This is a genomic window from Nocardia brasiliensis (assembly GCF_042691675.1).
Taxonomy (GTDB): Bacteria; Actinomycetota; Actinomycetes; order Mycobacteriales; family Mycobacteriaceae; genus Nocardia; species Nocardia brasiliensis_D.
Window position 1 is genome coordinate 8,470,769 of sequence record NZ_CP170507.1, and the last position, 17,622, is coordinate 8,488,390.

The following is a 17,622-nucleotide window of genomic DNA, read 5'->3' on the forward strand; positions in this document are numbered from 1 at the left end:
CGCCGCGCCAATGCTTTATTGACGCCGCGCGATCCTTGACAGGCAGCCAATCAGCTGCCTAACCTCAAACATGCAGCCATTTGGTTGCATATAACAGGAAGGCGGCATGGACGAGGTATTCAAAGCGCTGGCCGATCCCCATCGCCGGCGGCTGCTCGACAGCCTCAACGCACGCAACGGGCAGACCTTGCGCGAACTGTGCGCGGGACTCGAGATGGCGCGCCAGTCGGTCAGCAAACACCTCGCCGTGCTAGAGGCGGCCAACTTGATCAGCACCCGCCGCAGCGGCCGCGAAAAACTGCACTACCTCAACGCCGAACCCATCAACGCCATCACCGAGCGCTGGATCGCTCACTACGACCGCGCCCGGGTACACGCACTCGCCGATCTGAAGAAAGCACTGGAGGCAAATCCCATGAGCGACAACGCATTCGTCTACACGACCTACATCAAGACCACCGACCGGAAACTGTGGCAGGCGTTGACCGATCCGGCTTTCACGAAGCAGTACTGGGGCGCCAGTTTCGACACCGATTGGCAGCCGGGATCGGAAATGGTTTGGCACCAACGGGATTGGTCCAGCAAAGACCCCCAGCAGGTAGTGCTGGTGGCCGAGCCGTACACCAAGCTGTCCTACACCTGGCACACCTTCGACCCCGCTTTTGCCGACGAGTTCGAGATGAAGCCGGACAAGGTGGCCGAGTGGGCCCGCGAGCCGCGGTCGAAGGTGACTTTCGAAATCGAACCCGCGGGTGACGGGGTGGTGAAGCTGACCGTGGTGCACGACGGCTTCCAGCCCGGTAGCGCTGTCCTGCCGGAGATCAGCGGTGGCTGGCCGAGCATCTTGTCCGGACTCAAGACCCTGCTCGAAACGGGCGAGACACTGCCGGAACCGACTGTCTAGTCGGCACCGCGCGGTGCGGACAGTCCTGATGCACAGCGGCCGAACGCGATTTCTCGTGGCCGCGCCCCGGTAAGCTGCACTGGTCCGTGTCCAGCTCAGTTGGAGCACGAGTCCCTAGGGGCGACTGCGGGACTGGGCCTGATGCACAAAGTGGGGAAACATGATCAAGGTCCTGCTCCGAACCTCCATGGGTGACGTCGAGCTCGAACTCGACGAAACAAAAGCGCCCAAGACCGTCAGAAACTTCCTGACCTACGTCAACAACGGTCACTACGACGGCACGATCTTCCACCGCGTGATCGATGGCTTCATGATCCAAGGTGGCGGTCTCGATCAGACGATGCGAGAAAAGCCCGCGCCCAACAGAGTTGAGAACGAGGCTAAGAATGGACTGAAGAACGTCACCTACAGCGTGGCGATGGCGCGCACGTCCGACCCGCAGTCGGCGTCGGCACAGTTCTTCATCAACACCAACGACAACGCCTTCCTCGACTATCCCGGTCAGGATGGCTGGGGCTACGCGGTGTTCGGCAAGGTCACCCGGGGCCAGGACGTCGTCGACCAGATCGGCAAGGTCAGGACGGGGGCCCAGGACGTACCAGTCCAGCCGGTGGTGATCGAATCGGCCACCGTGATCCGCTGATCCCGGGCCGACCGGACGGGTCGAGTCGGGAACCGCACGGTCGGTTGACCCGGGTATATTGCGGACTCTGACTTCTGAGGGGTCCACGGTGGCAGTACATAGTGACGAGTTCTTCGAGATAGTGGGCAAGCTCGTCGACGTGCAGAGCACCAAGGGCGAGAAGTACACCTCATACAAGGTGCGCGGCAAACTTTTCGCCTACTACTGGCCACGCACCCAGACCGTCGGCTTGAAACAGACGCTGTCCGAACAGAAGGCGCTGGTGTCGGAACGACCCGATGTCTTCGAAGAACAGTTCACCGCAGGCGGATTCGGCTGGGTCGTGGTCCAGCTCGCAGGTATCGACCTCGACGAACTGTCCGAGCTGGTCTTCGAGGCCTGGCGATTGTCCGCCCCCGAGGAGCTGATCGCCGAGGTGCCGGACTGGCACCGCTCGACCTCTGGCTGAGCGCCGCGAAACCGGTCAGCGGACTGAACCGGCATGCGGTCGAGGAACCGCTCGACCAGCGCGGGCGCTCCTGCCGCACTGGCGATCTCGCGCCGCCGCACTTCATAGTCGATCGCCCGTGGCACGCACACCACCCAACCCCTTGTCCCCTGCCTCGGATTGATGGTATGCCCATACCATTTAAGTGGTACGTTGATACCACCAAGAGGGGAGAACACTCATGACGAAGATCGGGAAGTTCAAGAACGACCAGGCACGCGAGACCTTTCTACGCGCATACGAAGCATTGGAAACGCTGTGGCCGCTGCCCGCCACGACGCTCGACATTCAGACCGCGTTGGGTTCGACCCATGTCCGGCATTCCGGCTCCGGCGCGAAGACGCCCATCGTGTTGCTTCATCCGATCGGGGGCAACGGACTGGTCTGGCATTCCATCATCGAAGACCTTGCCCGGGACCGTGTGGTGTACGCATTGGACACCATCGGCACCGCGGGGCGCAGCGTGCAGACCGCCCCGCTACGGGGTGAGTCCGACCTCGCCGCATGGTTCGACGAGGTGATGGCGGGGCTGGGTCTCGATCGGGTCCACGTGGTCGGTTACTCGCATGGCGCCTGGCATGCGGGCCTGGTCGCGCTGCACGAGGCGGGGCGGCTGGCCAGTGTGACACTCATCGAGCCCGGCGGGGTCTTCGTCAAGCCGAAGTGGAGCGTGCTGCTGAAAATGATCGCGTTCGGGATGAAGGGCAAGTCCGACAAGAACTTGCGGAAGATTGCCGAGTGGCTGACGCCGGGCGTGCGGTTACATGAGTTGGAATTCGCCTTGGCGAAACCGGCTTTGGAGTATCGGATGCGGATCGGATGGGCCAGGGTACTCAAAGACGCTGAGCTGCGATCCATCACCACGCCGACGCTGGTGATGTTCGGCGCCGACACCCTCGTCGCAGACCCCGAACTGGCGGCACGCCGCATCGCCGAGCACATGCCGGACGCCGAGACCGTAATCTACCCCGGCACCGGACACGGTGTGCTTCTTCAGATCCCGCGGCAACTCACCCGCCGGATCCTGGAATTCGTCCAGCAGCACGACCAACTGGCCCCGACCACCGCCTAGGCATCGGGGCCATGCGACATTCCTAGCCGCGGTAGATCTCCACGTAGGCGTTGGTGGCCAAGGCGACGACGCCGGGGCCTACGCCGGTGCACGCTGTTGTGATGCGCTCACCTGACGGGGTGAAGGGGTAGCTGAGCTGGGAGTAGGGGCCTACGCCGTAGAGCGGGAAGGGGCCGGTGGAGTGGAGGCCGAAGCAGTCCACGCGGAGGACGTAATTGGTTCCGCCGTCGGGTTGGCAGACCGCCGAGGCACCAAAGAGACTTCGCTCGACGGTGCAGTCCTGCGGGGCCGCCTGGGCGGAACTGGAGCCGATGACTGCTACGAAGGCCAGTCCCGATGCACCAGCGGCTGCGATTCGGGCGGCTGCGGTAATTGCTTTTCTCATGGAACTCCTCTTGCGACGTCTTCGGGGTAGAGCCTTGAGAACCTTACGGCTGATACCAAGGAACCGCTGCCCCCAGCATTGGGGTCAGCGGGCGCCGTCAGTTGTGCTGATGCCCATCAGATGCGGACGAGGACCTGGTCCATGGACTTTCGGACGAGGTTCGGTACGACGGCGTCGTCTGCCGGGTAGCCGATAGGGATTACCGCGAAAGCCTTTTCGTTGCGGGGCCGCTGGAGGACTTCGGCGAGGAACTTCATCGGGCTCGGCGTGTGCGTGAGGGCGGCCAGGCCGGAAATGTGCAGGGCGGTGAGCAGCATGCCGACGGCTATGCCGACCGATTCGTCGCCGTAGTAGTGCTTGTACGTGGTGCCGTCCGGGCGGAGGCCGAAGCGCTGCTGGAAGACCACCAGGAGGTAGGGGGCGTCGGTGAGGTGTGGTTTGTGTTCGTCGGTGCCGAGCGGCTGGAGCGCGGACAACCATTCCTCGCCGAGGCGGCCGTTGTAAGAGATCTGCTCCTCCGCTTCGGCTGCCTCGCGAATCCTAACCCGCACCTTGGGATCTTCGACGAGCACGAACGTCCACGGCTGCTGATGCGCACCCGACGGCGCCGTGTTCGCCACCGCGATCGCATCGAGAACCAACTGCTCCGGTACCGGATCCGTGGAGAACATCCGGACGGTTCGGCGCTCATCCATCCGCTTCCGGAACGCGGCCGACCTGGCGAGGGCTTCCTCGACGGGAATCCTGTTCGGGTGGTACGGAATCGGCTGATAGGGCTGACCGTGCAGCGGCATCCACGTCGTCATGGATTGCAGTGTGATCCGAACACACTGGGCGGGCAACGCCGAGACGAAGTTATCGTCCACTCGGCCAGACAGTCGACACCCTCGCTCGAGCCGGAATCAGTCGTGCAGCGCGCGCCGCAGGGCCGCGTGCTGGTCGGCGATCATTCGCTGCGATACGGCGGCGAATTCGACGGCGGTGCTGGCATGGAAAGTGCCCGGGTAGTGGCGCAATTCGGTGGGCACACCGGCCTGGATGAGGCGGTGCGCGTAGGTGATGTCCTCGTCCCGGAACGGGTCGAACTCGCAGGCGCTGATGAAGGTCGGCGGGAGGCCGGACAGATCGTCGGCCCGGGCGGGAGCCGCGTAAGGAGACACGCCTGAATCCTGCGGGCCCCCAGCGCCATTCAAGTAGTGCCGCCAGCTGTGCTGGGCGCTGGCTCGGTCCAAGACGGGCGTGTCGGTGAAGGTCTGCGCGGAAGGACTGGTGAGCCGGTCGTCGAGACCGGGGAAGTTGAGGGACTGACAGCGCAGCGCGGGGCCGCCGCGATCGCGCGCGAGCAGGGCCAAACCCGCTGCGAGTCCGCCACCGGCGCTGTCGCCTACGACACCGACCCGTCGCGGATCGATGCGCAGCGAATCCGCGTTGCCCACAGTCCAAGTCAGCGAGGCGTAGCCATCATCGAGGGCGCTCGGGAAAGGATGTTCGGGAGCCAGGCGATAGTCGACGGAGACGACAACAGCTCGCACTCGCTCGGCGAGACGCAGCACCACCGCATGGTTACTGTCCAGGTCGCCACTGATCAGGCCGCCCCAGTGGAAGAAAAGCAATGCGGGCAGCATCCCGGCGTCACCATCGGGACCGTCGGGCCGATACACCCGCACCCGCACCTTCGGCGCGTCCGGTGGCCCCGGAATGAGCATGTCGGTCACTTGAACAGGGATCGACGGCTCATACGGCGGCGCAGCGGCCGCCGCCGCACGCATGGCGGCCCGCGCGGCCCCGGGATCGGCGAAGTCGAGCGGCGCAAGCTCCGGCAGACCGGCCAAGGGGGCCAATTCGGGATCGTAGGCGTAGGGCATGACGCTCCTGGAGGAATAAAGCGGACGGCTCCTTCAGAGACCCGTCGACGAGCCCCACCCCGGGCAGTGCTGCTGCCCACGCAGGCCGTCGTCCGCGTCCATACTGCCACCGCCACCCCGAGAAGGGTCGCGATTCACAAACACAAATATGCTGTCCCCCAGCCAATTTCACGAACGACCAAGGTCCAGCACGCTAGGGGCGGATGGCGGCGTAGAGAAGCATGTCGCGGCGGCGGCCGCCGATTTCCTGGTGGCTGCGTAGCAACCCCTCTCGCAGATACGCGGCGGATTCCGCGACTCGGATCGAGCTGATGTTCCAAGGTTCGATGTAAAGCTCGATGCGATGCAGGGTGGGAATGGTCCAGGCGAAGCCGGTAAGGGCTTTCAGGGCGCTGGTTGCGACGCCGCGGCCGCGATGCAGCGGTGAGACCGAATAGCCCACGACGGCGCGGCCGCTCGGCAGGTCTTGCAACCACAGACCGATACCGCCTACGGCAGTGTCGGTTTCGGCCTCGGCGATGGCGAAGGCGAAACCGTACCCTTCGGCGTGGTGTCCACGCTGGCGCTGTATCCACTCCCGCGCCTGACCGGGAGTGGGGAAGGCGGGCAAGGAGCCGATGAGTGGGATGTAGGGGTCTTCACCCAACTCGACGGCGAGGTGGGCATCCGCTTCGGTGTACTCCCGCAAGATGATCGCACCGCAAGTCGGCGGGACACTCGGCCAGGACGGCAACTGTTCTGCCACCTGTCCACAACTACTCGGTAGAGGGTGAATTGTCTGCTGGACAAGCCTTTTCGGCCGGGGCGAGGTCAGCGGGCGGGGAGGGGCGCCTCGGCGGCTTGGGTAATGGTGACCTGGCCGGTGCGGAGGTAGGTCATCACCGCATCGTCGACCACCTGGTTGCCGCGGCCGAAGTTGCCGTGATCGCCGCCTTCGACGGTGATGAGGGAGCCGTTCAAGGCGCGTGCCATCGCCGGGCCCCCTTCGTATTTGGTGAGGGCGTCGTGGCGGCTCTGCAGGACCAGCGGTGGGGTACGCAGGCCCGCGCCGGTTATCGGGATCGGAGTGGTGACGGGTTTCCATGTGCCGCAAGCCATTCCGGAGCGGACCAAGTCGGCGCGGGCGTCCATCGCATTGCCGCCGGAGGCGATGGTGGCGATCGCGGAGCCGATCACGTCGAGGCGGCCGGGGATGGCGTTCTCGTTGCAGGTGATGGCGGCGAAGACGAAGCGACCGGTCGGGTCGGTGGCGGTGGCGCCCGCGATGGTGCGCAGCCGCTGCACGTTTCCCGGGTCGGCGGCGACATCGGCCATCGCGCGGGCGAATGTCGGCCAGTAGGTGCGGGTGTAGGTGGCGACCGCGGTGGCGCCGAGCAGCGGTCCCTGCGTGGTGGCACCGCCGGAGATCAAGGTGCGCAACAGGTTCTGCAGTTTTCCGGTCTGCTCGAGGCTGCCCGTGTAGCCGTCGCGGGCGATCTCGGCGAGCGGCTCGGGCAGCGCACCGGGCAGGTCGGCGAGGCTGGCGGGCGGCGGGGTCAGGTTGGCGTACCAGCCGCCGCCTTGATCGACCGCGAGCCGCACCCAGTTCTGATAAACCTGCAAAGCGGTGTCGCCGAGGTGGTACTCGCTGCTGTGCTCGGCGATCCAGGCGAACAGGTCGTCCAACCGCTGCTTGCCCGCGACCTGCTGCTGCGCGAATTCCTCGGTCCACACCCAGTCGGGATTGACGTTGGAGTCCAACACCATCCGCTCCACCCGGTCGGGGAACAGCGAGGCGTACACCGCGCCGAGATAGGTGCCATAGGAGGTGCCGAGGTAGTTGATCCGGTCCAGCCCGAGCGCGGCTCGCACCGCGTCCATGTCGCGAGCGGTGTTCTCGGTGGTGATGGTGTCCAGGTAGCCGGGCAGCGCGGCGTCGCACGCCTTCTTGATGGCGTTGCGGTCACCACCGCCGAGCGACACCGGTGCGCCGTCCTCGCCCTTCACCTCGGTCGCACAATTCAACGGTGTGGCCCAGCGCAAGCCGCGCAGCTGCACCGCGATCCGGTCGTAGTGGGTGGCGAGTTCGGCGGGCAGCACGTCGGTCCGCAGCCCCCAGAAGTCCAGCCCGTCCGCGCCGGGCCCACCCGGGTTGGCGAACAGGGCGCCGCGCCGCTGTCCAGTTGCCGCGATCCGGCTGACGGTCACCTGGATCTTCGGCCCGTTCGGGTCCGCGTAATTCATCGGTACGTCGACGACGGCACACCGCACGCCGTGTCCGGCGACCACCGAACCCGCCGGACATTCCCCGAAGGACGGACCGGGCGCGGCGTCGGCCGTACCGGACCCGATCGATCCACCGAGCAGGCACACGGCCAGAGCAGCCGCGGCCCGCGAAAACAGCCGTACCTTCATCATGCTTCGTACCTCCACGGGCCACCACCACACACCCGTGCGCGACCCCGATCATGTGCATTCTGCGCAGGTCGCGAGCGACAGACAAGTCGAGCGACCGATTCCGCCGGTCCGGCCCCAGGGCCGCTGCCGACCGCTGACCGCCGATGGACCGCAGTGGGTGCGGCGGCACGCGTTGCAGAATGCACGGATGACGTCGCACGGGAGTAGCGTCGAGCCATGTCGTCGGAGGTCCGTATCAACACCGCACTGGAACGCTTCGAGCTCTATGTCGACGGTGCGAATGCCGGATACGTCGAATACCAGGACACCCAGTCCGAACGCGCGTTCGTGCACACCGAGATCTACCCGCGCTACGAAGGCCAGGGCTACGGCCGCGTGCTGGTCGAGGCGGCGCTGAACAACACCGCCGGGGACAAGCTCGGCGCGCTGCCGATGTGTCCGATGGTGCACCACTTCATCGAGACCAGGCCGGAATACCTGGTGATGGTGCCGCATTGGGCGCGCGACACCCTGAACCTGCCTCAGTAGGCGGCGACCGCCCCGTTCAACGCCTGCTGCAGATCGGCCCTGGCCAGTCGCGCGATGTCAGCGGGCCGGGTCGGCAGCTCGGTGATCGGAACGCCGAAGTAGAAGCTGGCCGACTTCGCCTCCGCCTTGGTCGGCTGCACCGCGGGGTCGGCGCGCGGTCCGTAACTCAGGCCCATGGACACCAGCACCGGCTCGACGCCGAGTTTCATCGCGCGAAAGGCGATGTGCCCGATGCCGCTACCCACCGGCTGCACCTGGGCGGGGTCGACATCGTTGCAGGTGCCCTCGGGAAATACCGCCACACCGTCGCCGCGCGCCATCCGCTGCGCGCAGATGTCCATCATTCGCTGGCCCGCCGCGTTGACCGCGCGAATCCCATGGTCCTTGCCGCGGAATACCGGAATTCCGCCCATCATGTCGATCTTGCGGCGCTGTTCGGGCTCTTCGAACAATTCGTCCTTGGCCAGCACCCGCACCCGGCCGATGACCGGTCGTAGCGCGCTGCGCCACGCCGCCGCCGCGACCGTATACGGATCGTTCTCGGAAAGATGATTGATCGAGATCAACAGCGGTCGCCGCTGCCGGATCGCCGCACGCAAACCCGCGAGCGCGCCGGCGGCGTAGGAGACCCGGGGATGGTAACGACGGCCCAGAATGGCGTACGCACCCCAGGCTTTCAGCCGATTCTGGCGATGCTCGAGATAGAAGTCGTACACGGTGTCGCTGTTCTCGAGGCGCACCTCGGGAGGTTCCATGACACGGACTCTACGACGCCCGCAAGCGCCCAGCACCGGCCCCCGACGCAAAATTCAGGGCACTGAACTCGGCTGCGGAAGCGCATATCGCGGAAACAACTGCGATGATGTCCGAGTGGCACGCGCAGACGACCCGGATGATCGGAAAACTCGCGGCGGGCACGGCGACCGCAAGCGGCGCGATTTCCGGCACGGCGAGCAGGTGGTGCGCGCCGGCACCCTGCTGGTGTCGGCGACCGAACTGGCCGAACCGACCTTCCGGCGCACCGTTGTCTACATCATCGAGCACAACGAGGCGGGCAGCCTCGGCGTGGTGCTCAACCGGCCGAGCGATACCGCGGTGCACGATGTGCTCCCCCGGTGGACCGAGGTGGCCGCCGCACCGCGCACCCTGTTCATCGGCGGACCGGTCAAGCGGGACGCGGCGCTCTGTCTCGGCACCGTCCGCGTCGGCGCGACCATCGACGGCGTCCCCGGCCTGCGCCGGATCGACGGCCGCGTAGTGCTCGTCGACCTGGACGCCGACCCGGACGAGATCGGGCAGTTGGTCGAGGGCGTCCGCATTTTCGCGGGTTATGCGGGCTGGACCTTCGGGCAACTGGAGGGCGAACTGGAGAACGACGACTGGATCGTGCTCTCCGCGTTGCCGTCCGACCCGATCAGCACCGGCCGCGCCGACCTCTGGGCGCACGTCCTGCGCCGCCAACCCCTCCCTCTTTCGCTGCTGGCCACCCATCCCATTGAACTAGAGCGCAACTGACGACGTGTACTCCTCGGACCACTAAATGAAAACCATGACAACGGGACAACCGATCTGGCGAGAACATGGGTAACTCATCGGGTACGCCCAGAACCCAGCCCTGCGACCGCCCGCCGGCCCGCAACGCAAGTCCGGAGGCACCCACTTGTGCGCAAAATACTCGGAGAGGCGGACAAGCCCGACGTCCAAGCCGAGTTGCTCCGGGTTCTGTACGACGAACACGCTGCGGCGCTATGGCGGTACACGCTCGGTTTGGTGCGCGACCCAGGACGGGCCGAGGACATCGTGCAGGAGACGTTGTTGCGGGCGTGGCAACGCCCGAACGTGCTGGATCAGTCTACGACCTCGGCGCGTGCGTGGCTGTTCACGGTGGCGCGCAATCTCGCCGTGGATGAGCATCGCAGCGCCCGCAACCGCCGCGAGTTCCGCACCGACAGCCCGCCCGAGCAGGCCGCGCCCGACCAGGCCGATCGCGCGTTGGACGGCTGGCTGGTCGCGGACGCGTTGGGCAGACTCAGCGCCGATCACCGCGAGGTGATCGTGCGGGCCTACTATCGGGGCCTTTCCACCCACCAGATCGCCGCGGAACTCGACATCCCGGCGGGAACGGTGAAATCCCGGATGCACTACGGCATGCGGGCGCTACGGCTGGCACTGCAGGAGATGGGGGTGACGAATCAATGACGGATACCACCGACGACTACACCACGTGGGATGCGCCGTACGTGCTCGGCTCCCTGACCCGGACCGAACGCCGTGCGTACGAAGAGCATTTGACCGGCTGCCCCGCCTGCCGGGCCGCCGTCGCCGAGCTGGCCGGGCTGCCTGGCATGCTCGCCATGGTCGACCCCGAGACCGCGCTCGCGATGATCGAGCCGCCGGAAGCCGTTGCGACAGAACTCGGCTCGGCCACGGTCGCGGCGAATCCGCCGGTACCGCAGTTGCTGCCGAGACTAGCCGCGGCAGCGGAGCAACGCAGGCGACGGAGCCGGTGGGTGAGCATCGGCGCGGCGGTGGCGGCGGCCGCGGCCGCGGTGGCGATCGCGGTGCCGGTGGTCGCCACGGTCACCTCGTCCGACCCCACGACCGCCGAACAGGTTGTCGCGGAACGCAGCATGCAACCGCTGAAGCCGAACCCTGTCACAGCGAGCTTCAAAGTCGTTCGGGCCGACGGTAAGACACGGATCGTCATGTCGTGCAGCTACGGGCCGAGCAATCAGCAGTACAGCTGGAATCTGAAGTTGTTCGTTCTCGGCACCGACGGCAGCCAGACCGAGCTCGATCAGTGGCCGGCCGGGCCCGGCACCGAACTGACGATCGATCGGACCATCGACAAGGCGCCGGACCAGATCCGGGCCGTCGAGATCCGGTTGGCGTCGACGGGTGAGACGCTGCTGTCCGGAACGGTCTGACGACAGACCGATCCCCCCGCCAGGTTCGGCGGGGGGATCGGTACCCCTCATCGTGCGGTGGTGATCAGCGCGTCTGGCGACGGAAAATCGAGTTCGCCCAGAAGAATCCGACGATTGTCAGGCCGGTGCACCAGGCGAGCGCGAGGATGCCGTTGTTGCCGATCTCGGTGCCCATCAGCAGGCCGCGGACGGTCTCGGTGATCGGGGTGAACGGCTGATATTCGGCGAACTGGCGCAGCCCGGCGGGCATGGTGTCGGTGCCGACCAGACCGCTGCCGAGGAACGGCAGCATGATGATCGGGAAGACGATGTTGCTCGCGCCCTCCGGATTAGGCGACAGCAGGCCCAAGGCGACCGCAAGCCAATTCAGTCCGAAGATCGTGAAGGTGAGCAGACCGAACGCGGCAATCCATTCGGCGACGTTGGCATCGGGACGCCAGCCGATGAGCAGCGAGACCGCGGCCATCAACACGATGCCGCCGAGCGCCTGGAGCAGCGCACCGACCACGTGGCCGGTCAGCATCGACGACTGCGTGATGCCCATGGTGCGGAAACGATTCACGATGCCTTTGGAAGCATCGGTCGCGATCGACACCGCCACCGACGCTGTGATGTAGGCCGGAACCATCAGCAGCATGCCGGGCGCGAGATAGTCGATATAGTTTCCGCCGGAGGACTTTTCGAGTGCGCCACCGAAGACGAACTTGAAGATCAGCAGCAGGACGGTCGGCATCACGACGACGCCGACGCTCATGCTGGGATATCGCTTCGCGTGAGTCAGATTGCGTCGCAACATAGTTGCCGAGTCGGCGAAGGCATAGGACACAGTACTCATGACACGGTTTCCTTTTCGGAAGTCGGCTGGCCGGTGAGGGTGAGGAAGACATCGTCGAGATTGGGCGTGTGCGCGGCGAGACCGTCGACCTCGATCTGCTCATAGTCGAGTCGATCGAGCAGGGCCCGTAGCGATTTCACGCTGCCGTCGCTCGGCACCGCGAGCGTCAGGTCTTCGTCGGTATCGGCGTCATCGACCACCTGGGCGGCGACGCCCAGCACGGCGGACGCGGCGAACAAGGCGTTGCGGTCGCCGAATTGCAACCGGATATGCCCGCCGGGCACCAGCCGTTTCAGTTCCGCCGCGGTGCCTTCCGCGACGATCCGGCCGTGGTCGAGCACCGCGATGCGATCGGCCAGCTGATCGGCCTCCTCCAGATACTGGGTGGTGAGGAAGACCGTCACGTTGTAGTCGTCGACCAGCCCGCGGATGAGCTCCCAGATAGCCCGCCTGCTGCGCGGATCGAGGCCGGTGGTCGGTTCGTCGAGAAAGATGATGCGCGGATCGCCGACCAGGGTCATCGCCAGGTCCAGCCGCCGGGTCATGCCGCCGGAGTAGGTGGACGCGGGCTTGTCGGCGGCCTCGACGAGATCGAATCGCTCCAGCAGATCCGCTGCCAGCCTTTTGGTTTCGCGCCGCGGCAGGTGCTGTAGGTCGCCCATCAGGATCAGGTTCTCCCGGCCGGTGAGCAATTCGTCGACCGCGGAGAATTGGCCGGTGACACCGATTGCCGCGCGGACGGCATCGCGTTCTGCCTCGACATCGTGTCCGCCGACCCGGCTTTCACCGCCGTCGGCGTGGATGAGCGTGCTCAGGATCTGCACGGTGGTGGTTTTGCCCGCGCCGTTCGGGCCGAGCAGCGAATAGACCGTGCCCTCGGGGACGGTGATATCGATGCCGTCGAGCACTACCTGCTCGCCGAATGATTTGCGCAGGCCCAGTGCCGAAATGGCGGGTGCGCGATGGCCGTTGACCATGGCTGTCCTTTCAATGGATACATAAGTGAATGCGCATGAACGCATGGCTGATCCACACCGCTCCCGGTGTCCCGGTGCGGCGGTAGGTGTCGAGTAGGAGCTATTCAGCTGTGCGGTAACCGAATTCGGTCAGATGTCGAGGTCCTCGACCTGGGGATGTTTCGCGATATCGGCCACCCGTTCGTACAACTTCGGTGGAAGCTTGTCTTTCAATTCGTCGATCGAGTCCACGATCTCCAGGATGAAATCGCCCCAGTCCTCCTCACCGACGCCGAGCATGCGCCGCCAGTTCTTCAAATCCTTGAGCCAGTTGGCGGATTGGGGATAGTCGTCCCAGTTGGCGTACTGGGCGTGCATCACGAACTTGCCTTTGCGACTGCGATACACCCGGACGTTTTCCATCCGCTGGTCGTTGACGTCGTGCCATTCACCGAGCAACGCGCCGGAGAACCGCACCTGCCTGGCGCCGTTGTGACCGACGCGGACCACGACCTCGTCGTAGCCCTCTTGGCGACCCTCCTCCAACTCGATGAATCGGCGCAGCGCCGTGGTCACCGCCCCGGAGAGGTTGCCGCCAACCAGTTCCTGGGCCCGCTGGAACAGCGGCAGATCGTCATCGGCAACATAGATCGTCTTGTTGGGCATGACTCGACTATACGTAGATGTATACGTACACGCAAGTACCGCGTTCGGCCCGCAGTAAATACTTCCTGGCTTCCTGATCCAGCGTTGAACCGTCCCGCGCTCCCACCCGTATCACTCCTGTACGCAGTAAGTGATCTCGCGTGTGCCCAGGCACAGGTGGCCATCGCGGGAAGGAGTGCCGATGCAGAGCCGGGTCGTGGATTATCTGGTGCACGCCGTTTCGGCCCTGGGTGTCCGGCACATCTTCGGTGTGGACGGCGCGAATATCGAGGATCTGTACGACGCCGTCTTCGACGCGCCGGACGAGGTCACCGGGGTGATCGCCAAGCACGAATTCTCCGCCGCGACCATGGCCGACGGCTACGCCAGATCAACCGGCGGAATCGGCGTCGTCGCCGCGACATCCGGCGGCGGCGCGATGAATCTCGTTGCCGGACTTGCCGAATCGTTCGCGTCCCGGGTGCCGGTGCTCGCGCTGGTCGGCCAGCCGCCGACCACGCTGGAGGGCAATGGCGCCTTCCAGGACACCAGCGGACGTGCGGGCACCATCGATGCTGTCCGCATGTTCGGCGAGATCACCCGGTACTGCGCACGCGTCGAGACCGGTGCCGAGGTGCCCGATCAGCTGGCCAGGGCGGTCAGCGCCGCCCGGCACGGTGGGCCTGCCGTGCTGCTGCTGCCCAAGAATGTGCAGCAGTCGAACATGGCCGAGACACCGCCATTCCGGTTGCCTGCCAAAGCCTATCGTCGTGACGCGGCAGGACTTGTCCGGTTGCGCGCCGCGCTGACGACGGCCAGGCGGACCGGGAAGATCGTGATCATCGCCGGTGACCAAGTCGCTCGTGATGACGCGCGAGACGAGTTGGCGCGGTTGGCCGGGGTCCTCGATGCCGTGGTCGGCGTTGCCCCCGATGCCAAGGACACCTACGACAACGCCGACCCGGCCTTCTGCGGTGTAGCGGGCAGCATGGGACACCCGGGACTCGGGGCGGCGATCCGATCGGCGGCATTGTGTTTGTTCATCGGCACGCCGATGCCGATCACGGCGCGCACCGGACTGGACGAACTGCTGCCGGGCCGCGTGGTCGCGAGCATCGGTGTGACGCCGCCGTACTCGCCGACGATCCATGCCACCAGCACCGATCTGGCGCGGACACTAGGCGAGCTGGCCGATCAATTCAGCAGCGCCGCAATCGAATCCGTGCAGCGTTCGGCTACACCGCCTACCCCGCTCCGGGTCCCGGAATCGCCCGGACCCGGCCTGCGCTATCGGGACCTGGTGGAAACCATCGAAGCGGCGCTGCCCGACGGCACCGATGTGTTCGCCGACGCGGGCAATACCGGTGCCGCGGTGGTGCATCATCTGCGGGTGCCGCGTGATGGCCGGTTCGTCGTCGCGCTCGGGATGGGCGGCATGGGATACGCGTTCGGAGCGGGTATCGGTTCCGCGTTCGCACGCCGTCGCGGACCGGATGGCGTGCGGCGGACGGTCGTCGTCGCCGGTGACGGCGCGTTCTTCATGCACGGCATGGAGATACACACCGCGATCGAGCACGCGCTGCCGATCACCTTCATCGTGCTCAACAACAACGCCCATGCCATGTGCCTGACCAGGGAGCAGCTGTACTACCGGGACCGGTACAGCTTCAACAGATTTCGGCCCGCGCACCTCGGCGCCGGTATCGGCGCGATGTTCCCCGATCTGCCCGCCCGCTCGGTGCGCGCACCGGGCGAACTCGCCGCGGCGCTGCGGCACTGCATGAAAACGCCGGGGCCGTCGTTCCTCTCGATCGACGTGGACCCGGACGAGGTGCCGCCGTTTCTGCCGTTTCTGACGACTATCGAACAAGCCAGGAGTAAGCCGTGACCACCAGCGCCCTGCCAGCCCTCAGCGACATTCCGGCGGACGCGCTGCCGCCCGGGGTGTTGCGTATCGAGAACTCCGACAAAGACGCGACCACCCCGATCATCATGGACATGCTCCGGTCGGTGTACCCACACGACCAGATCTTCGGCGAATACTGTCCGGTGCAGGCGTATATCGCCGCGCCGCCACGCGAGGTGTACGAGTATCTGGCCGACACTCGTTCGTTGGAGGAGTGGACCTACAGCCTGCGTGGATTCGTCCCGACTGAAGAGCCGGGCCTGTGGCTGGCCTACGACCGGCTCGGCGACGAAACAAGAATCTTCACCCGCACCGTGGCCCATCCGGACGCGATGACCATCGACTACCACTGCGCGTGGGACCAGTCGCGACACCTGTGGATGATCTACCTGCTGCGGGTGGTGGACGCGCAGGCCGTATTCAACAAGCCGGGTTCGGTTGTGCTGTGGGTCAATTGCAAGCACCCGTTCTACGACGAGAATCCCTACCCCGAGACCGCGCCGGAAAAGCGGCCGGTATGGGTCGGCGATTTCTGGGACATGTTCTCCGCGGGCCACCAGTTGGAAATGGACAACCTCAAGGCGATCTGCGAGTACCGGGCGGCCCATGGCCTGCCCGTCAAACCCGACTGGATGAAATGAGAGCCGCATGACCCCGACGAATCCCGACGCTCCCGGATTTCCCCCGGTCAGCTTGATCGATGTGGCCTCGTATCTGCCCGGGGAGCCGGTCGGCACCGAATACTTCACCCAGTTCTCCCGCTCGGACCGGATGGCCAAGAACGTGATGTTCCGCTCGCCCAAGGCACGGCATCACGTGCACCGGGACGAGACCGCGGTGGACATGGTCGAACGCGCCGTCGCGCCGCTGATCGAACGCCATGGCGCACAGTTTATTTCGGACATCGACGTACTGGTCACCCACACCCAGTTGCCGACCAATCCGGTGCTGGGCTGTGGGCCGGAGGTGGCCAAGCGGCTCGGCGCGCGGCCCGGCTTCGTGTACGACGTGCACAACGGCGGCTGTGCGGCCTTCGTGCACATGATGTCCATTGCCCGAATGGTGTTGCAGACCACCGACGCTCGCACCGCGTTGATCGCGGCGACGCAGAACTGCGCGGGCCCGGTGTTCACCCAACCGGACATCCGCAAGCTGGCGCAGGCGCCGGTGCCGGGTGATGGCTGCGGTGTCGGACTGCTCATGCAGGACGACAGCGCGCCGATCCTCGACATCGAATGCCGCACCTATCCCGAATTCGCCGGGGATATGGAGTTTTCCACCAACGGCGACCGCAAGTACTGGGAACCGGGTGCGGGCCAGGGCTGCGTCAGCTTCACCGAATCGAAGATCACCAAGGTGTTCGCGCGCGGCAACCGGCTGGTGCCGGAAGTGGCGCTGGCGGTGTGCGATCGGATCGGGGTGAAGGGCCGCGACATCGATACCTTCGTCACCAATCAACCGAACCGGCTGTTCCTGCGCAACTGGCACGACGCGCTCGAGCTGCCGCCGGAACGGCATCCGGACACGTTCGACAGGTGCGGAAACCTGTTCGCCGCTGGCATTCCGGTGACCCTGGATGTGGAGAACCAGGCGGGCAGGCTGCGCAACGGGTCGGTGGTGCTGATGTCGGCGTTCGCCCACGCGGGTGACTTCGCGGGCGCCGCGGCCGTCCGATGGGGCGCGGCGCGATGAGCATCCACCTCGTCGACGAGACCACGCCGTCGCAACGGCGCGCGCCGTCCTCGACGCGACCCCGGTTCGATCTGAGCCTCAGCGAAAACCCTTTCCCGCCCTTGCCTTCGGTGCTGCGTGCGGTGAACAGCGTGCTGGCACAGGCCAATCGATACCCGGAATTCCTGCCGCGGCAGCTGCCGACATTGATCGCGCAGCATCTCGGTGTGCACTCGGAGCAGGTGGTGGTCGGCTCCGGCGCGACCGGGGTGGCGATGCAGATCATCCAGTCGCTCACCCAGCCCGGAGCCGAAATGGTTTATGGGTCACCGACCTTCGACGGCTATGCATGGGACCACTTACGACACAGCTACATCTGACACTAGTGCCAACGTCCAGGG

21 protein-coding genes are annotated in these 17,622 nt (G+C 65.6%); 12 read left to right on the forward strand and 9 right to left on the reverse strand.

What is annotated here, in order from left to right; all coding sequences use genetic code 11:
• Positions 1-106: 106 nt before the first annotated feature.
• From ACFK0J_RS39070 to ACFK0J_RS39085, 4 genes are all read left to right on the forward strand, one after another.
• Positions 107-904: an ArsR/SmtB family transcription factor gene (locus ACFK0J_RS39070; protein WP_378734816.1), complete on the forward strand. Its 798-nt coding sequence runs from the start codon at positions 107-109 to the stop codon at positions 902-904.
• A gap of 160 nt (positions 905-1,064) precedes the next feature.
• Positions 1,065-1,547, forward strand: a complete 483-nt coding sequence (locus ACFK0J_RS39075; protein ID WP_378734818.1) for a peptidylprolyl isomerase — start codon at positions 1,065-1,067, stop codon at positions 1,545-1,547.
• Positions 1,548-1,635: 88 nt separating this feature from the next.
• Positions 1,636-1,995, forward strand: coding sequence for an MmcQ/YjbR family DNA-binding protein (locus ACFK0J_RS39080; RefSeq protein ID WP_378734821.1), 360 nt, complete (start codon positions 1,636-1,638; stop codon positions 1,993-1,995).
• A 220-nt stretch (positions 1,996-2,215) separates the two neighbouring features.
• Entirely contained in the window at positions 2,216-3,106 is an 891-nt protein-coding gene (locus ACFK0J_RS39085; RefSeq protein ID WP_378734823.1) for an alpha/beta fold hydrolase, read from the forward strand.
• Between the two features lie 22 nt (positions 3,107-3,128).
• On the opposite strand, the gene ACFK0J_RS39090 is transcribed toward ACFK0J_RS39085, so the two are convergent.
• The 5 genes from ACFK0J_RS39090 to ACFK0J_RS39110 form a co-directional block, all read right to left on the reverse strand.
• A complete protein-coding gene (locus ACFK0J_RS39090) occupies positions 3,129-3,491 on the reverse strand; it encodes a hypothetical protein (RefSeq protein ID WP_378734825.1) in 363 nt (120 codons plus the stop codon).
• A 116-nt stretch (positions 3,492-3,607) separates the two neighbouring features.
• Entirely contained in the window at positions 3,608-4,297 is a 690-nt protein-coding gene (locus ACFK0J_RS39095) for a nitroreductase family protein (RefSeq protein WP_378734827.1), read from the reverse strand.
• 96 nt (positions 4,298-4,393) lie between these two features.
• Complete coding sequence (locus tag ACFK0J_RS39100) at positions 4,394-5,356, reverse strand: alpha/beta hydrolase (protein WP_378734829.1); 963 nt, start codon at positions 5,354-5,356, stop codon at positions 4,394-4,396.
• 193 nt (positions 5,357-5,549) lie between these two features.
• The gene (locus ACFK0J_RS39105) at positions 5,550-6,101 is read right to left on the reverse strand and encodes a GNAT family N-acetyltransferase (protein WP_378734831.1); all 552 of its coding nucleotides are present in this window, start codon (positions 6,099-6,101) and stop codon (positions 5,550-5,552) included.
• A gap of 65 nt (positions 6,102-6,166) precedes the next feature.
• A complete protein-coding gene (locus ACFK0J_RS39110) occupies positions 6,167-7,753 on the reverse strand; it encodes an alpha/beta hydrolase (protein ID WP_378734833.1) in 1,587 nt (528 codons plus the stop codon).
• Positions 7,754-7,969: 216 nt separating this feature from the next.
• Between ACFK0J_RS39110 and ACFK0J_RS39115 the strand changes: the two genes are divergently transcribed.
• Positions 7,970-8,281 carry a GNAT family N-acetyltransferase gene (locus tag ACFK0J_RS39115; protein WP_218472322.1) on the forward strand — a complete coding sequence of 104 codons (312 nt, stop codon included), beginning with the start codon at positions 7,970-7,972 and terminating at the stop codon, positions 8,279-8,281.
• On the opposite strand, the gene ACFK0J_RS39120 is transcribed toward ACFK0J_RS39115, so the two are convergent.
• The gene (locus tag ACFK0J_RS39120) at positions 8,275-9,036 is read right to left on the reverse strand and encodes a lysophospholipid acyltransferase family protein (RefSeq protein ID WP_378734835.1); all 762 of its coding nucleotides are present in this window, start codon (positions 9,034-9,036) and stop codon (positions 8,275-8,277) included. The two genes, ACFK0J_RS39115 and ACFK0J_RS39120, sit on opposite strands and share 7 nt — an antisense overlap.
• A gap of 115 nt (positions 9,037-9,151) precedes the next feature.
• Here ACFK0J_RS39120 and ACFK0J_RS39125 point away from each other — a divergent pair, with 115 nt between their 5' ends.
• The 3 genes from ACFK0J_RS39125 to ACFK0J_RS39135 all read left to right on the forward strand — a co-directional run bounded on the left by ACFK0J_RS39125 (position 9,152) and on the right by ACFK0J_RS39135 (position 11,208).
• Positions 9,152-9,796, forward strand: coding sequence for a YqgE/AlgH family protein (locus tag ACFK0J_RS39125; protein ID WP_378734837.1), 645 nt, complete (start codon positions 9,152-9,154; stop codon positions 9,794-9,796).
• A gap of 147 nt (positions 9,797-9,943) precedes the next feature.
• Positions 9,944-10,480: a sigma-70 family RNA polymerase sigma factor gene (locus ACFK0J_RS39130; protein ID WP_378734839.1), complete on the forward strand. Its 537-nt coding sequence runs from the start codon at positions 9,944-9,946 to the stop codon at positions 10,478-10,480.
• Positions 10,477-11,208, forward strand: a complete 732-nt coding sequence (locus tag ACFK0J_RS39135) for an anti-sigma factor family protein (RefSeq protein WP_378734841.1) — start codon at positions 10,477-10,479, stop codon at positions 11,206-11,208. Before ACFK0J_RS39130 ends, ACFK0J_RS39135 begins: the two co-directional genes overlap by 4 nt.
• A 64-nt stretch (positions 11,209-11,272) precedes the next feature.
• On the opposite strand, the gene ACFK0J_RS39140 is transcribed toward ACFK0J_RS39135, so the two are convergent.
• The 3 genes from ACFK0J_RS39140 to ACFK0J_RS39150 form a co-directional block, all read right to left on the reverse strand.
• Complete coding sequence (locus ACFK0J_RS39140) at positions 11,273-12,043, reverse strand: ABC transporter permease (RefSeq protein WP_378734843.1); 771 nt, start codon at positions 12,041-12,043, stop codon at positions 11,273-11,275.
• The gene (locus ACFK0J_RS39145; RefSeq protein ID WP_378734846.1) at positions 12,040-13,020 is read right to left on the reverse strand and encodes an ATP-binding cassette domain-containing protein; all 981 of its coding nucleotides are present in this window, start codon (positions 13,018-13,020) and stop codon (positions 12,040-12,042) included. The genes ACFK0J_RS39140 and ACFK0J_RS39145 overlap by 4 nt, the downstream gene beginning before the upstream one ends.
• Positions 13,021-13,149: 129 nt before the next feature.
• On the reverse strand, positions 13,150-13,665 hold the full coding sequence (locus ACFK0J_RS39150) for an EXLDI protein (RefSeq protein ID WP_378734848.1): 516 nt from the start codon (positions 13,663-13,665) through the stop codon (positions 13,150-13,152).
• A gap of 181 nt (positions 13,666-13,846) precedes the next feature.
• On the opposite strand from ACFK0J_RS39150, the gene ACFK0J_RS39155 reads away from it, so the two are divergent.
• From ACFK0J_RS39155 to ACFK0J_RS39170, 4 genes are read left to right on the forward strand one after another with little or no spacing between them, the layout of a single operon-like run.
• Entirely contained in the window at positions 13,847-15,532 is a 1,686-nt protein-coding gene (locus tag ACFK0J_RS39155; protein WP_378734850.1) for a thiamine pyrophosphate-binding protein, read from the forward strand.
• On the forward strand, positions 15,529-16,191 hold the full coding sequence (locus ACFK0J_RS39160; protein WP_378734852.1) for an SRPBCC family protein: 663 nt from the start codon (positions 15,529-15,531) through the stop codon (positions 16,189-16,191). The genes ACFK0J_RS39155 and ACFK0J_RS39160 overlap by 4 nt, the downstream gene beginning before the upstream one ends.
• Positions 16,192-16,198: 7 nt before the next feature.
• Complete coding sequence (locus tag ACFK0J_RS39165; RefSeq protein ID WP_378734854.1) at positions 16,199-17,242, forward strand: 3-oxoacyl-ACP synthase III family protein; 1,044 nt, start codon at positions 16,199-16,201, stop codon at positions 17,240-17,242.
• A complete protein-coding gene (locus ACFK0J_RS39170; RefSeq protein WP_378734856.1) occupies positions 17,239-17,601 on the forward strand; it encodes an aminotransferase class I/II-fold pyridoxal phosphate-dependent enzyme in 363 nt (120 codons plus the stop codon). The genes ACFK0J_RS39165 and ACFK0J_RS39170 overlap by 4 nt, the downstream gene beginning before the upstream one ends.
• Positions 17,602-17,622: the final 21 nt, after the last annotated feature.